The organism is Paraburkholderia sp. BR13444 (assembly GCF_040948755.1).
GTDB classification, from domain to species: Bacteria; Pseudomonadota; Gammaproteobacteria; order Burkholderiales; family Burkholderiaceae; genus Paraburkholderia; species Paraburkholderia youngii.
Window position 1 is genome coordinate 54,230 of sequence record NZ_JBFPKM010000026.1, and the last position, 15,810, is coordinate 70,039.

General features: G+C 57.6%; 11 protein-coding genes and 3 pseudogenes. 12 read left to right on the top strand and 2 right to left on the bottom strand.

Annotated elements, in window-relative coordinates:
- The first annotated feature begins 5 nt into the window (after nucleotides 1-5).
- From AB3X95_RS37690 to AB3X95_RS37700, 3 genes and pseudogenes are all read left to right on the top strand, one after another.
- Nucleotides 6-1,235: a diaminopropionate ammonia-lyase gene (locus AB3X95_RS37690; protein ID WP_368593757.1), complete on the top strand. Its 1,230-nt coding sequence runs from the start codon at nucleotides 6-8 to the stop codon at nucleotides 1,233-1,235.
- Nucleotides 1,236-1,375: 140 nt separating this feature from the next.
- Nucleotides 1,376-2,282 (top strand): annotated as a pseudogene (locus AB3X95_RS37695) (HTH-type transcriptional regulator ArgP).
- Nucleotides 2,283-3,077: 795 nt separating this feature from the next.
- Nucleotides 3,078-3,167: pseudogene (locus tag AB3X95_RS37700) on the top strand (LysR family transcriptional regulator); the annotation flags it as partial.
- 1,197 nt (nucleotides 3,168-4,364) lie between these two features.
- On the opposite strand, the gene AB3X95_RS37705 reads toward AB3X95_RS37700, so the two are convergent.
- The gene (locus AB3X95_RS37705; RefSeq protein WP_368593756.1) at nucleotides 4,365-5,123 is read right to left on the bottom strand and encodes an IclR family transcriptional regulator; all 759 of its coding nucleotides are present in this window, start codon (nucleotides 5,121-5,123) and stop codon (nucleotides 4,365-4,367) included.
- A gap of 60 nt (nucleotides 5,124-5,183) precedes the next feature.
- Nucleotides 5,184-6,374 (bottom strand): M24 family metallopeptidase, encoded by a 1,191-nt coding sequence (locus AB3X95_RS37710; RefSeq protein ID WP_368593755.1) that lies wholly within the window; start codon nucleotides 6,372-6,374, stop codon nucleotides 5,184-5,186.
- Between the two features lie 196 nt (nucleotides 6,375-6,570).
- On the opposite strand from AB3X95_RS37710, the gene AB3X95_RS37715 reads away from it, so the two are divergent.
- The 9 genes and pseudogenes from AB3X95_RS37715 to AB3X95_RS37755 form a co-directional block, all read left to right on the top strand.
- Nucleotides 6,571-7,338 (top strand): substrate-binding periplasmic protein, encoded by a 768-nt coding sequence (locus tag AB3X95_RS37715; RefSeq protein WP_368593754.1) that lies wholly within the window; start codon nucleotides 6,571-6,573, stop codon nucleotides 7,336-7,338.
- Between the two features lie 13 nt (nucleotides 7,339-7,351).
- Nucleotides 7,352-8,002: an amino acid ABC transporter permease gene (locus tag AB3X95_RS37720; protein ID WP_368593753.1), complete on the top strand. Its 651-nt coding sequence runs from the start codon at nucleotides 7,352-7,354 to the stop codon at nucleotides 8,000-8,002.
- 86 nt (nucleotides 8,003-8,088) lie between these two features.
- Entirely contained in the window at nucleotides 8,089-8,811 is a 723-nt protein-coding gene (locus tag AB3X95_RS37725; protein ID WP_368593772.1) for an amino acid ABC transporter ATP-binding protein, read from the top strand.
- 12 nt (nucleotides 8,812-8,823) lie between these two features.
- Complete coding sequence (locus tag AB3X95_RS37730) at nucleotides 8,824-9,999, top strand: PLP-dependent aspartate aminotransferase family protein (RefSeq protein ID WP_368593752.1); 1,176 nt, start codon at nucleotides 8,824-8,826, stop codon at nucleotides 9,997-9,999.
- A gap of 260 nt (nucleotides 10,000-10,259) precedes the next feature.
- Nucleotides 10,260-11,426 (top strand): porin, encoded by a 1,167-nt coding sequence (locus AB3X95_RS37735; protein ID WP_368623903.1) that lies wholly within the window; start codon nucleotides 10,260-10,262, stop codon nucleotides 11,424-11,426.
- Nucleotides 11,427-11,697: 271 nt separating this feature from the next.
- Complete coding sequence (locus AB3X95_RS37740; protein WP_368593750.1) at nucleotides 11,698-12,711, top strand: GlxA family transcriptional regulator; 1,014 nt, start codon at nucleotides 11,698-11,700, stop codon at nucleotides 12,709-12,711.
- A 284-nt stretch (nucleotides 12,712-12,995) separates the two neighbouring features.
- Nucleotides 12,996-13,910: an HTH-type transcriptional regulator ArgP gene (locus AB3X95_RS37745; RefSeq protein ID WP_368593771.1), complete on the top strand. Its 915-nt coding sequence runs from the start codon at nucleotides 12,996-12,998 to the stop codon at nucleotides 13,908-13,910.
- 733 nt (nucleotides 13,911-14,643) lie between these two features.
- Nucleotides 14,644-15,105 (top strand): annotated as a pseudogene (locus AB3X95_RS37750) (MFS transporter); the annotation flags it as partial.
- Nucleotides 15,106-15,116: 11 nt separating this feature from the next.
- On the top strand, nucleotides 15,117-15,810 hold a 694-nt coding region (locus AB3X95_RS37755), incomplete at its 3' end, for a LysR family transcriptional regulator (RefSeq protein WP_368623904.1).

The following is a 15,810-nucleotide window of genomic DNA, read 5'->3' on the forward strand; positions in this document are numbered from 1 at the left end:
CGGTCATGTTGGTAGCCAATCCACGCGCAACGCGCGCTGCGTACCCCGCTGAATTGAAGGCCATTCTCAGCATCGAGAAGGCACAGGAAAGCCGTGCCTGGCTTTCATGCTGGGACAAGATTTCGCCCGATGCGACGCCGTTGCGCGATTTGCCTGGGGTGGCCGTGAGGCTCGGGGTCGGCAGCATCAGCATCAAGGACGAGTCGACGCGCTCTGTGCTGGGCAGCTTCAAGGCACTAGGCGCGCCTATTGCGCTGGTACGCCTGATTCAGCGGCTGTGGCCGAATCACGATCTCGACGCGCGTGGCCTGTTCGAAGGGCGCTATCGGGATCTGCTGACGCATTTCACGGTAGTGAGCGCCACGGACGGCAACCATGGGAAGGGTCTTGCCGCTGCCGCGCAAACGCTCGGTTGCCGTTGTGTGATCGTGTTGCACGCCAATGTCAGCGTCGAGCGCGAGAAGGCCATCGCGGCGTATGGCGCGGAAATCGTCAGGATCACCGGAAACTACGATGAGTCGGTCGAAGAGGCGGCGCGCCTTGCTTCGTTGAACGGCTGGCACGTCGTTTCCGACACGTCATACGACGGTTACGAAGACATCCCGCGCGATGTGATGCAAGGCTACGGCACGATTGCAGCGGAGATTGTCGAGCAGAGCGACAGCCAGCCGGATCGGCCGGCGTACACGCATGTGTTCCTTCAGGGCGGTGTCGGCGGCCTTGCAGCAGGATTGATCAGCTACCTGTGGGAATGCCATGGCGAACATCGTCCCCGTTTTGTCGTCGTAGAACCGCAGCAGGCGGACTGTCTGTATCAGAGCGCATTGGCGGGACGCGCAGCGCGTGCAACGGGTTCCGTCGACTCCGTGATGGCCGGGCTCGCTTGCGGCGAGACGTCGCCGCTTGCGTGGAAGTTTCTGCAACCCGCTGTCGATGATTTCATGACGATCAGCGATGACGATGCAGTGAACGCCATGCGTATCCTGGCCGCTGGCAGCGATACCGATACGCCTGTTGTTGCTGGCGAGTCGGGCGTGGCGGGTCTCGCCGGGCTTATCGTCTTGCTTCAGGACGCGCAGTTGGCCAGCAAAGTGGGCCTCGATGGCTCGTCCCGCGTGTTGCTGGTCAATACGGAAGGCGCAACCGCTCCCGCAACGTATCAGAAACTGGTCGGCGAGACCGCCCAATCAGTCCTCGAACGCCAACTCGCCTGGCTAGCCGAGCCGACAGCCTGAGCGAACTCCCGCTCGCCGTCATCTCCGACGCGATGACGGCATTCATTGCCTACATAACGACTTCCTGGCATTGACGTTCCCGTCCCAGATGCGGGATCGAAGAGCGAGGAGCGAGGGTGAAAGTGAACGCGCTGTTGAACATGGTGGAGCTGGAGACATTTGCCGCGGTGGTCGAGCATCGCAGTTTCACGCAGGCGGCGGTTGCGCTGAACATCTCCTCTGCAGCGGCGACACGGCGGGTCAAGCGGCTCGAACAGTCGATCGGGGCGCTGCTCCTGTTGCGCGAACCGGTCGTGCTGCCGACGAAAGCGGGCGAAGCGGTGTTTCGTCATTTCATGACGGTCCGGCTTCAGGAGGATGACCTGCTTCGGCGTGTCACACCGGGTAAAGCGGCGACGACAGCGCTTGCGCTGGCCATCAATGCCGATTCCCTAGCGACCTGGTTCGAGCCGGTACGCGCGAGCCGGCGCAACACCATGTGGCGCTCGAGATCGTCGTGGACGATCAGGACCATACGCTCGAGGCGCTGGCGCGCGGCGACGTCAAGGGGGCTTTCTGTCCACGCAACCGGAACCGGTTGTCGACCGTTTCGTTGCGGCGCCGGTCGGGCAGATGCGCTACCAGTGCGTCGCCACCCCCGGATTTGCGCGCGAACATTTCGCTGGTGGCCTGACCTTGCCGGGCGCACTCGAGGCCACCGCCATCCTGTTCGACCGGAAGGACGCGCTGCACGATGCGTTTTTCGCGTCGTATTTCGGGGTGACGGTCGGCCGGTATCCGCGGCACTATTTTCCTTCGCCGGTGGCGTTGCTCAATGCGCTCCTGGACGAGCTCGGCTACGGGCTGGTGCCCGCGATGCAGGCGGAGCCGCTGACCGGCAGTGGCAGAATGGTCGTGCTCGCGCCCGCGCACGATCTTTTGCTCGATCTGTACTGGCATCACTGGGAGGAGGAGCCCGAGCCACTCGCGACAATCAGCGCACTGGTCATGGCCGCGGCGCGGCGCGGCCTGGTTCAGCCGGCCCAGAGGGATGAGGAGACCCGTTGAAGGGGGCTTGTGGCGCTACGCTGATGTTTTCGCCGGTCGGACGCTACGCTCAACGCGCGGCATCCTGGGGTTCTGCCCCGAAAGGGCGCATCACAATGGGACGACATCACGGCTTCGTGAAAGGTGCGATGACAAGCCAGTGCGCGGTGCCGGGAAGCAGCTGTAGCGTCGACGAGCTGCGCACTCGATCTGCTGCCATGGCCGATGGTCGACTGGAAGCTCGGCCCCATCGAGCCGAAGCCGCTGTCGCGCGTCGAGATGATCCCGGACGCGAACCTTCACAAAGGAGGAGGACGTTTTATGGCGATCTCAGGAATGTCGTTGAGAGACATGGTCCAGGACTGGCTGGCACCCGACCCTGAGAGGGGATTCCGGGTCAGTCATTACGGGCGATCCGGGGCGGGACGTTACGTTTGCGTCGTCGCAGACAATGGGAGCGGATCGAAGGCGATGTTCTTTTTTCGTCACCGAGACGGCAAATGGTGCATTTATCCTTCCGGTCCAGAGCGGCCTGCCATGCACAGTAAAGTCTCGTGTACGGAAGCGAGTGGTGCAAGCGTCTAGGTCGGGAAAAGTACCGGCAGGCCTGTGAAGGAAATCGGCCCGTCGCTATCCCCATCTGCTGGATACCGGTTACGGTTTTCTGTCACGGTTAGTTCTGCAACGGGTTACGCGTCGTTCTTGACCACCGGGCGCCCGGGCAAGACGACCATCGACCCGCGCCACTACCGGACGCTGCATGGCGTTGATGTTCCCGTGTCAGACGCGCTCGAAGAGCGAGGGGGAAAGTGGACGATGCTGAACACGCCGGACCATACGCTCGAGGCACTCGCGCGCGGCGACGTCAAGGGCTTTCTGTCCACGCAACCGGAACCGGTTGTCGATCGTTGGCAGTGCCTGAGCGTGCGAAAGAGAAAGGATACGAGTACGTTTCCAGCACTCGAACTTTGATGTGCCGTGGATGCACTGCATGGCCCACCATGCGCGGTTGCGCACCGAGCGGCACTCGGAAAAATCTCATCGAATCAAACGTTTATCAGGTATTCAAGCTTTACGAGACTTCCTCGTACGATTTTGGACTCCAGAAGAGGACTCTGATTTCACGCTTAGGTGATTGATTTAACGAGGATGTTTTCTGATTTATCTCCGACAATGTACTCGCTGACGTACTCATTTGTTGCTGTCTAAAAAACACGCCGCTTTGTCGCTCCAGCGCAACGATTCTGTGGCGGTGGCGGTTACGTCCAGCGGATTGACGGCGTGTATCAGTATGTCTACTGGAGCGGCGGGACTGGCTTACCCGGTTGTCGCATCGCCTCGAGGAGATCGCTGCCACGTATTCTCCAAGGAAGTAGCTAAACGGCACCGATCGTTGCATCGTTGCGGCCGGTATTTGGAGGAGGGAGAAGATCTGATACGGGGCGCTGCTCGGCCCACGCTTCGAACTCTGAGAGCAGCGATGGAGGCATCTCCCGCACTTGCTCCATTACGCTAGCGAGCTGCTTCTCGTGCCGCTCAGCGAGGCGCCGCTCATCGGAGCGTCAGCCGCGAGGCGTTGCACGTCGCCAACGAGCTGCTCGTTGCGTTGCTGGGTGTTGGCGAGCGCGCTCCCCTAGCTTCGGCATCTGTAAGACGCATGGGAAACAACTCACTGGAATCGGACGGCCCGAGAGACGAACTCGGTGACACCGATACGCGATTAGATCACGTCAGCTTGGCAAGCTGAGAGGGTGCCACGAAATACTCGTTGTCTAGATGTGTTCCCCGGGCGCTTACGATCAGCCAGTCGAAGCAGTCGTTCAGGTCGGAACCGGGGCAGAGGTTTGGTCAGCGCTGTCGCGGTGTGGGTCGGGACGAGCAGTGATTCGCTAAGTCGAACCCTGCAGCCGCGATCTTTTCCGCACCTGCGTCTTCGACGTGCCACCGAAGTCTATCAGGTATGAATCGAAGCTTGTGTAACGTTCAGGCAGAAATGTCATTCCGGACTCGATCTCTGTCCACGTTGAGGTGTCGGATTCGTTGTGCTGGAGCTGGGCAGCTCCAGCCAAGGAGCCGCTCTCGGCTGCATTGTGGTCGGCTGTCTCAGCCACAATGAAACCCGCAATTGCGCGTGATCCGACTCGCTGCGGCGACAACAGCCTCAATCACGTTTTGTTGTTCGAGTTCAGGGCTGAAGTGCTTCGAATAAGCGACACTGATCGCTGTCCGCATCTGCCCACTGACATCCCCGACGAGGGCACCTACTGAGGAGATCCCCATAACCTGTTCGTCCTCGATCAGAGCATATCCGTCGGTCCGAATCTTATGCAAGGACGCAACGAGTTTTTCCGGGTCGGTAATCGTCTTGGCCGTGCTCTGCTCCAGCGGTTCTAGTCGCAGCAGTTCAAGGGCTTGATCGTCAGGGAAAGACGAAAGGATGATCTTACCAATGGCCGTATTGTGTAATCCAATAGGAGACCCGGGTTGTACCCTGACGGTCACTGGTCCCTTGCCGTCGACACTAAGCAGATACATTGGGGTTTTGTCCTGAAGCACGCCAAGATAACCATCGATACGCATGCTGTCAGCCAGCAACTGGAGTTCTTTGCGGGCCTCCAACAACAACGTATCTCGCGCCATCAGCGCCGCCCCCATATTCAACGTCTGGTACCCGATACTGTACCGGCGCGTAACAGGGTCTCGTCTCAAATAATGCTTTGCCGTCAAGGTATTGAGGAGACGCTGAACGATGGCCGGACTTAAACCGAGCCGACGGGCTATTTCCCGCGGCCCCATCGGCTCTTGCGACGCATTGAGTAGCTCCATGACGTCGAGGCCTCGCTCAAGTGATTGACTCTTCATTGGGTCTTGTCTATACGAAAGCCTGGCGGCCTATGGATGGTCAGGTTGGGCGATGGGCCCTTACTTTACCCGATCTTGGCATAGTTCCCGAGTCGAATGGGTCAAAAGCTCGTGTCCGTCATCCGTGATGATAGCCGTATCCTCCACCATCATGCCGCCCCAACCGAGTTCGTAGTAGGGGGTCTCGACGCAGAAGACCATGCCTGGTTCGAGTAGGACGTTTGAATTGGCGGCGATGGGGGGAAACTCATGGGAATGCAAACCAATACCGTGGCCACAGTGACTCCGCTGGTAATCCGGCAGCGCACCTTGCCGAACAGTGTCGATAGCGATCTTGTAAATGTCGCTGGCCAACGCGCCCGGTCTCAAGGCCGCAATTTGCGCCTGTTCGCCGGCAAGCAGTGCCGCGTAGCGCTCGGCTTGCTGATCGCTTGGGTCCCCAACCGTCAGAGTACGGGCCATGTCTGAACAGTATCCCTGTACGGTGCAGCCAATGTCCATGCGCACGAGGTCTCCGTTCTCTAGGCGTTTGGCGCGGGCGTAGGCATCAACCCGTGAGCTGCGCTCGCCGGACGTAACTACGACAAAGCGCGGGATGCCTCCCCCTTGAACGATAGCGCCGTTAATTTCGCTTGCGATATCGAGTTCCGTGACGCCAGCTCGAATCATCGGCACGATGAATTCGAGCGCTTTGTCGGTGATGCGCGAGGCATGACGCAGCAATGCGAGTTCGCCTGGCAATTTCGTTGCGCGCGCTCGCTTTAACGAAGGCGCCCCGTTTTGGAATGCCACGTGAGGGAATTGCTGCCAAATTGTCCGTGCCAATTTTTCGTCGCGCGTATCCAGGCCGACGCGGCCGCCGCGGATTTCGAAGCTACGTAATGCGGACACGATCGTATCGACAAAGTTGTCACCTGGTGTCGGCATGTCCGCATAGCCCGCCACTGTTGCCGTTGCGCCGACGTAAAAGATGCCGTATCGCCAGATGCACGACGGGTCTTCCAATTCCTCTAAAGCAGCAGCTGCATCGCTCGCGCCAGTGATCAGGGCCACCCGATCGCGTGTCGCGATCGCCGCTTGCGCATACGGACCAGCGTCCTGAAGGATGCTCCGGTAGCCTGTCAGGTAACCGACATGGACCGGGTCCGTAGTGACGATGACGTCAAGTTCCGGCGCAGCCGAGAAGAGTTTTTGCCTGCACGAGAAGGCAAGGCTGAGAGTGTGTTGCTCGAGAGTGTCGACAAAGCTCATGGATTTCTCCGTCGTAGTGGCTGTGCCTATTATAGGAACGACGTTCCGATAAAGTAAACCGTGTGTCGGTGCTCGTTAACCCCCATAACGCTCGTTGTGCCCGGCATCGATAATAACGGAACAGTGAACCGATATTAGGAACAGGCTGACCCCCAGGACGTGGGCCTGTCACTTACTTTTTTGGAGGAGATCGACGATGTTCAAAAAGAGACTTGGTACTGCGATGTTCGTGTGCGTCGCGGCCGCAGTGTTCGCGCATTCGGCGGCCGCGCTGGCGGACGGCAACGTGACGAACGCTAAGTTGGCTGTCGGAGCCGCGCCCGATGCGCCACCTTTCTCGTATATCCATGGGGGCAAATTTCTTGGAATTAGCAACGACATCCTGCAGAGGGTAGGGAAGCTAGAAAATCTTGATATGCGTTATCAGCAGATGGCATTCGACGGTTTGATTCCGGCACTCCAGGTTGGACAACTCGATATCGCCGTAAGCGGCATCTTCATTACGAAGGAACGTCAGGCAATTGTTGACTTTTCGACGCCCTATTTCGTCGAAGGTGCTCTCGTCGTAGTTCCGGTGAACAGTGGAATCAAGAGCCTTTCCGAACTCAAGGGCAAAACGATCGCTTGCGAACAGGGCTCTGCCGCACTGAAAGTAGCGCGTGAGCACGCGGCTGAATGGGGCGTCACGCTGCGAATCCTCCAGGATCCGGCAAGTATGCAACTTGCGATGAGATCGGGTGACGTGGCCGGGATGATCTACGACTCCGCGCTGGTGAACTATCAATTGCGGATCGAAGGTGCCAAGCCTACGATCAAGATTGTGAGTCCCATGCTGGATCCGACAGGTATCGCGTTCGCCTTCCCGAAAGGTAGCAAGTGGGTCGCAATCGTCAATCGTGGCATCGCGAAATTAAAAGCCAGCGGCGAATTGGATGCCATTGCGAAGACTTACAACATGAATTGAGGCGCAGCTACTCATGAAAGATTTGAATTGGCTTTGGGATTACCTTCCTTCTCTTTGGGAGGGATTGAAACTAACGGTGATCCTGACAGCGACATCGATGATTTTCGGCGGCGTACTAGGTTTGCCCCTCGCGTTTATGAAAATGTCCAAGTTCCGGTTGGCGGCTTCGATTGCCGGAGCATATGGAACCGTCATCCGCGGAATGCCGCTGCTCGTCCAGATTTTGCTAGTTTACTTTGGTCTACCCGTGTTGACGGGAATTCGGACACCCGCAACAATTGCCGGCGGAATTGCCATGGCGCTATACACGGCGGCGTTTCTGGCCGAAGTCTTTCGCTCGGGGATTCAGGCCGTCGATCGAGGGCAAATGGAGGCTGGACGTGCAATCGGGTTTGGGCATTGGCAAACCATGAGACTGGTGATTATCCCGCAAGCATTTCGAACCATGATTCCCAACCTGGCGAATCAGCTTAGCATCACGCTCAAGAATACGTCGCTTTTGTCTGTTATAGGCGTAACGGAACTCACACTCGCTGGGCAGAACATTTACATGCAGAATTTTGACATGATCCGTGTCCTCTCGATAGTGGGCGGCATGTATCTTGTCATATACCTCATAGCCGAACGCATGACTGGCTATCTCGAACAAAGGGTTTCTCGATGAACGCGCCAATTCGTCTTCTTTCTGAGCTCGGAGGTCAATCCGAGCCGGGTGCTAGCGCGCACCAGGTTGCAGCCGAAAGTGTCGCCATGATTTCTGCGAGCGGTGTCGAAAAAGCGTTTGGATCCGTTCAAGTCCTCAATGGCGTTAGCATGTCGGTCGCCGAGGGTGAGGTGGTTTCCTTAATTGGTGCATCTGGGTCTGGAAAATCAACGTTTCTCCGCTGTCTGAATTTACTCGAAACGCCGGACGCTGGAACCATACATATCGATGGCGAAGATGTGCTAAGCAGGCGGTACGACGTAAACAAATTGCGTCGAAAGATCGGCATGGTGTTCCAGAACTTTAACTTGTTTAGCAATATGACGGTACTCGAGAACGTGACTCTCGGGCCGACGAGGTTGTTGGGGATGTCAAAGCTGCAGGCGAGGGAAGAAGCTGAGGAGCTATTGGCTAAGGTGGGCCTACTTGAGAAGGCAGGTGTAGTGCCGCATAAACTGTCCGGCGGGCAGAAGCAGCGCGTCGCAATCGCCCGCGCGCTGGCCATGAAGCCGCGGGCACTTCTCTTCGACGAACCGACGTCGGCGCTTGACCCTGAGATGGTACGTGAGGTACTGGACGTCATCAGGAATCTCGCCTGTGATGGGATGACGATGGTTGTTGTTACCCATGAAATGGGGTTTGCTCGTGAGGCAAGCAAGCGCGTCGCGTTTATGCACGGAGGGAAAATCCTGGAAATTGGACCGCCGGCCCAGGTGCTTGGCAATCCGCGTGAAGAACGAACGCGCGAATTTCTCTCAAAAGTGTTGTGAGGTAGCGCAAAGATGGCAGATCATGTTTTTGAACAATCGACTCTGTGCGTTCATAGGACTGGCGCGAGCACCGAAGGATTTCGGAGCTTTTCTACGCCAGTGTATCGGGCTTCCACGATCGTATTCCCAAACGCACAAAGTTATCGCGATCGTTCCCTTCAGTTCCCGGACGGATATAGCTACGGGTTGATGGGGACACCAACGACCCGCTCACTCGAGGAACAACTGACTCGACTCGCAGGGGGCGTTCGTTCCGTCCTTGTTCCGTCAGGGCAAGCCGCTATATCAGTCCTCATGTTGACTCTATTGGCGCACGGCGATCATGTCCTGATTCCCGATAGCGTCTACCCGCCGGTGAAGCAGTTTGCGGAGGAGGTCCTGCAGCGCTATGGAGTTGCGTTCGACATCTACGACCCGATGAACCTGCAGTCTCTGCGTAGCTCTATAAGAGTCGGGCGGACAAAGCTGATTTGGATAGAAGCTCCGGGTTCGACAACAATGGAAGTCTGTGACATCCGTGAAATCGTAAGTATTGCGAAAGAAAATGGTGTGTTGACCGGTTGCGACAACACATGGGCAACGTCGATTTTTTGCAAGCCGATTTCGCTAGGTGTGGACGTCGTAGCTGAAGCGTTGACCAAGTATGTAGGCGGACATTCCGATCTTTTGCTGGGAGCGTTGAGCTTTGCGTCGATGGGTGTTTATCTGCAGGTGAGAGAGCAACTCGCAAATTTGGGCATAGGTGTATCGCCTGATGACTGCTCTCTAGCGCTGCGTGGCATTGAAACCATGTCAGTGCGCCTGGCACACGTCGGTTCGACCGCCCTGGAATTCGCACTGCGCTTGAAGGACCGACCTGAAATTGCCCGTGTTATTCACCCGGCGCTTCAGGAGTCTCCCGGACACGAGTATTGGAAACGGGACTTTCAGGGGAGTACCGGCGTATTTTCTGTCCAACTGCAGATGCAAGACACGGCGCAAATCGACCGGGCACTGGGTCGTCTTGAATTGTTCGCAATCGGCGCATCGTGGGGAGGGACGCGAAGCCTCGTTGCACCGATGTCGCTCGATGGGCAACGTAGCTTTGGGGTAGGCAGTTGTAATACAACGTATTTGAGATTCAGCGTCGGATTGGAAAGTCCGCTCGATCTCTGGCGCGATATCGAGCGATTTTTGTCGGCCCTTTAGTCAATTTGTGTTGACGGGTTTGATGGTGGTGTAAAAAGGCATTAATAGTTGGATTGACTGCCTGCTTGTGCGGGCAGTGAAATTATTGATTTTCTGGCCATTTTTTCTATGAGTAACGCAATTGGAACCGTCGCCAACTTAGTTTGGCGATGCGATCTAATTTGATTGGTAACTTCTTTTTATCCTATTAACTTAGTATAACTAATATTTTTAACCGACTTGATATGTCACTTGGCGATATCGGAATCGGAGGAGATGTGATGACTAGGATTTTTGCTGCAGCTGTACTTGGGTTGTCTGTAACAGTATGTCATGCTCAATCCAGCGTAACACTCTACGGGGTCGTGGACGATGCGTTCATGTTCAATTCCAACGACGGCGGAAAACATCAATACGCCCTGTTGGACGGCGCGATGAATTCCAACCGTTGGGGATTGAAAGGAAATGAGGACCTCGGCGGCGGATGGGCGGCGCTGTTTACCGTGGAGGGTGGCTTCTCCTTAAATTCGGGGGCGATGGGGAACAGCAACACGTTGTTCGGTCGAAATTCGTTTGTCGGCCTTTCCGGCCCCTACGGCAAGGTGACGTTAGGACGTCAATACTCCGTTGGCGATTCTTACACCGGTGAACTGTCGGCGGGTGGTACCTGGGCGTTCAACGGTTCGGGAGCCGGGGCGCACCCGGCAGATGTCGACAATCTGGACGACTTCAGGTGGATAAACAATGCGATCATCTACGCCACCCCGGAGTACAGGGGGCTGAGCGGGAAAGTAATGTATAGCCCTGGCGGTGTTCCCGGTTCGACAAAAGAGAACAGCATCATCGGGGTAGGAGCAGGATTCAATAATGAAAACCTACGCGTGGGGATCGGCTATCTCGTAGTTAACAATCCGAATTATTCATTCTATGGTAATAATGCGGGATCCAGTGCGACCGGATCGAATTTCTGGAGTCCCGTTGATTCGGGATTTGCCTCGGCGGGGTCGGAGCGAATATTTTCTGCTGGTGCATCCTATAGTTTCGGCCCCGCAACACTTGGCGTCGTCTACAGCAATACCCAGTTTAGAGATTTGGGGAAGACGCCGGTAGCAGGGCTGACAGACACGGAAAATGCATACCGTGGCACGCAAACATTTAATATCGGCGAACTCAATGCGACATATCAGTTTTCGCCTGCGATGCTGCTCGGGGTCTCGTATGCTTATACGCATTCGTCGGGCGTCACATCTGCCACTTATCATCAGGTGAACCTCGGATTTGACTACAGCATTTCGAAGCGTACCGACTTTTATGGGGGTGTGGTGTATCAGCATGCAGCGGGAACCGATTCGCGCGGCCTGCCTGCTGTAGCTAACATTGCTGCGGTTGATCCGTCGTCTGGTCAAAACCAGACCGTCGCTCTAGTCGGAATAAGCCACAAGTTTTAAGTGGATCGAGGCGGTCGTCACGAAGTTATGGGGTCCGCCTCTTGTCCGTTACCGGATGTCGATAGATTTTTGTTCCGTGGATCGAAGTGACTGCTGGCATATGTGACGGGCGCCTGATATGTCGCATGTAACGACACTATGGCGATTGACGTGGGCGCCGGCGCATGAGAGCTGGCTTCGCAAAGGGGCGAAGGCGTTGGGGCGCCGTGTCGTGACTTGGGACTTGGTGGTAACCGAATAGCCGGGATTCGTGAACGAGTAGTGTAAGGAAATGTCTGCTATATCAACTCAAGGCACCGGCAAGGTAGCCGTCGTCATTGTGTCACCCGTCTCGATGTCCGGTATTGGAGCCATTGTCGACACCTTCGCCCTGGTCAATGAGCTAACGGGTGGCACTCTATTCCAGGTAGATGTGTATTCACGTGAGGGTATCCAAGTAGTAGTTCCAGGAGGGGCGAATTTGCCAGTTGGCCTGGCGTTCGATGATTCCCTTCGTTGTGACTGGTTGATTGTAATAGGCGAGCGATTTCATCAGTCTTCAGACGACAATTTATTTCTATCGCAGTTGTTCAGGGTTGTCCAGAGGACTGCACTTGTTATCGGCATTCAGCACGGGGTTTGGTGGCTTGCACGGACAGGTCAGCTCTCTGGCTATCGTGTGAGTGTGCATTGGAGCTTCTACCAGCAATTTGTGGAGCAGTTCGAATGTTTGATTAAGACAAGGCAGATCTTCGAAATTGACCGGGATCGGGCTACATGCGCCGGAGGTCGTGCCACGGTCGACTTTCTGCTCGAACTCATCTGCCGTGAACACGGACGTGCCTTGAGTGAGCGTGTTGCTGAGATACTCATTGCAGCGCCCCTGCGAGTTGGCGACGAGCAGCAACGCGGCCCGCTTCAAAGAGAAGCCGAGCACCTTGACTCGCGATTGCGCAAAGCACTGCAGCTAATGGCCTCCAATCTGGAGGATCCGCTTCCGCTGGACGAGATTGCTCGCTCCGTGGGTGTCTCAAGAAGGCACCTGGAGCGAATGTTCCAGGCTCGTCTCGGATCGATGCCGTCGAAGCACTACCTCGCCCTGCGCCTTGCCGAGGCGAGGTCGCAGGTTCAGCGAACCGGAAAATCCATGATGCAAATCAGCCTTAGTTGTGGTTTTTCATCGGCGGCCCACTTTTCAAATGTCTATCGTGAGCGTTTTGGATTGACTCCCCGTGAGGACCGCAGGAAGTTTGTGCGGGATTCTCTCCAGGATCGGCTCTACACTGTGCCATCGCGGCATCCTTAGGTGGCTAGAAGCAAAGGCCAAGTCTCCGCGGTTCTAGTCCAGGTCGGCGAAAGTCACGCGAGTCTGTGCAAAGGAAGTCGCCCTGTGGTTGCCGTCGTCGGTGGGATGGCGATTATCGTATTCCGTAGTACCCGGTTCTGCAGCGGATTATCGAACCGGGCTTGACGACCGGGTGACAAAATAAATGCGAACATCAATACCGCACAGCATAACCACTTCCTGGTTGACATTCCCGTGTCAGGTGCACTACCGAAGAACGAGGAGCGAAGGCGAAAGTGAGCGCGATGCTGAACATGCTGGAGCTGGAAACATTTGCCGCGGTTGTCGAATATCGCAGTTTCACGCAAGCGGCGGTTGCGCTGAATAGCTCCTCTGCAGCAGCGACACGACGGGTCAGGCGGCTCGAGCAGTCGATCGGGGCGCTGCTCCCGCTGCGGGAGCCGGCCGTGCTGCCGACGAAAGCGGGCGAAGCGGTGTTTCGTCATTTCATGACGGTCCGGCTGCACGAGGACGATCTGCTCCGGCGTGTCATGCCGGGCAGAGCCTCGACCACAGCGCTGGCGCTGGCCGTCAATGCCGATTCCCTTGCCACCTGGTTCGAACCGGTGACGCGCGAGCTGGCGCAACACCATGTGGCGCTCGAGATCGTCGTGGACGATCAGGACCACACGCTCGAGGCACTCGCGCGCGGCGACGTCAAGGGCTTCCTGTCCACGCAACCGGAACCGGTTGTCGATCGTTTCGTGGCCGCGCCGGTCGGGCGGATGCGCTATCAGTGTGTCGCCACACCGGGATTCGCGCGCGAACATTTCGCCAGTGGCCTGAGCTTGCCCGACGCGCTTCAGGCCACCGCCATCCTGTTTGACCGGAAGGACGCCTTGCATGACGTGTTTTTCCGGTCGCATTTCGGTGTGACGGTCGGCAGGTACCCGCGACACTATTTTCCTTCGCCGGTGGCGTTGCTCAATGCGATCCTGGACGAGCTCGGCTACGGGCTGGTGCCCGCGATGCAGGCGGAGCTGCTGATCGACAGCGGCAGACTGGTTGCACTCGCGCCTGGGCACGATCTGCTGATCGATCTGTACTGGCATCACTGGGAGCAGGAGCCAGAGCCGCTCGCGACGATCAGCGCACTGGTCATGGCGGCGGCGCGGCGAAGCCTGGTTCAGCCGGCCCGGAGGGATGAGGAGACCCGTTGAAGGGGGCTTGTGGCGCTACGGTGATGTTTTCGCCGGTCGGACGCTACATGCTCAACACGCAGGCGTCCTGGGGTTCTGCTCCGAAAGGGCGCATCGCCAAGGGACGGCATCACGGCTTCGTGAAAGGTGTGATGACAAGCCGGCGCGCGGTGCCGGGAAGTAGCTGCCACGTCGACGCGCTGCGCACTCGATCTGCTGCCATGGCCGAGGGTCGACTGGCAGTTCGACCCGGTCGAGCCGAAGCCGCTGTCGCGCGTCGGGATGATCCCGGGCGCGAACCTTTACAAAGGAGGAGGACGTTTATGGCGATTTCAGGAATGTCGTTGAGAAGCTTGGTCCACGACTGGTTGGCGCCCGACCCGAAGCGAGGATTCCGGGTCAGCCATTACGGACGATCCGGGGTGGGACGTTATGTTTGCGTCGTCGCAGACAATGGGAGCGGATCGAAGGCGATGTTCTTTTTTCGTCACCGAGACGGCAAATGGTGCATTTATCCACCTGGTCCAGAGCGGCCCGCCATGCAGGGTGAAGTCTCTTGCACGGAGACGAGTGGTGCAAGCGTCTAGGTCGGGAAAAGTACCGGCAGGCCTGTGAAAAGGAAATCGGCCTGTGGCGGTCCCCATCTGCAAGATACCGGTTACGGTTTTCTGTCACGGTTAGTTCTGCAACGGATCACTCGCTGGTCTTGACCACCAGGCGCCTGCACAGGATGACCATCGACACCGCGCCAGCGATGTCGTTCGCGATCATCGGTATGGGTGCGGTCGGTTCGCTGGTGGGCGGTGTGCTGTCGCGACACATCGGGAGCGCGAAGGTGGGGACAGGCGCACTCGCGATATCGGGCTTTTGCTCTCTGACCTTTGCGCTCGGTTGGCGCTTCCTGTCTCCTGAATGGCTGGCAGCGCTCATGGCGATATGGGGGGCAACCGTCGTCGCCGATTCGCCACAGTTCTCCGCGCTGGCTGCGAGGGCTTGTCCGCCTGATCTCGTCGGAAGCGCACTCGCCATCCAGAACTCGATCGGTTTCGCCGTGACGGTGGTTTCGATTGCGATCACGACGTCGCTCTTCGAACGCGTCGGCCTGGACGCGACCTGGCTGCTGGTGCCAGGCCCCATGCTCGGATTGGCCGCATTCGCTGCGATGTCGCGGCCCACCCGCGCATCGGTGAGAACCTTCGGGACGCACCGCAGCTGAAGGAGCAAGACATGCTAGACCTCCAGTATCTGTCGATCGTCATGGAAGTCGACCGTCTCGGCAGTGTGACGGCCGCCGCCGAACGCCTGAATGTCACGCGGTCCGCGCTGTCCCACATGGTCCGGAAGTTCGAGGAGCGACACGGCGTCAAGTTGTGGACGAAGAACGGCCGCGGATTGCGTTTCACGCACGCTGGCGAATATCTGCTGGGTCTCGCGGAACGCGTGATCCCCCAGATGGAACACGCCGAACGCACGCTGACCAATTTCGCTGCAGGTCGCCGCGGAGCGTTGCGCGTGGGTATGGAATGTCATCCGTGCCAGAAATGGTTGACGCGCCTGACGCCTCAATACCTAACCGCGTGGCCTGGCGTCGATTTCGACGTTCGCACGGCTTTTCGCTTCGATGGCGTCGCTGCGCTGCTCGGCTACGAGATCGACATGCTGATCACGCCCGACCCCATCGACGTGCCTGACATCGTGTTCGCACCTGTTATCGACTATGAACTGATGCTCGTCGTGCAGGACGAGCATCCGCTCGCCGCGCGCGAGTTTGCGCTGCCGCAGGATCTGATGAACGAGGAACTCATCACCGTTCCCGTCAGCAAGGAGCGTCTGGATATCTTCACGCGGTTTCTCGTGCCCGCGCATTGCAAGCCGAAGTATCACCGGACGGCGGAGCAGACGGAATTGATGCTGCAACTCG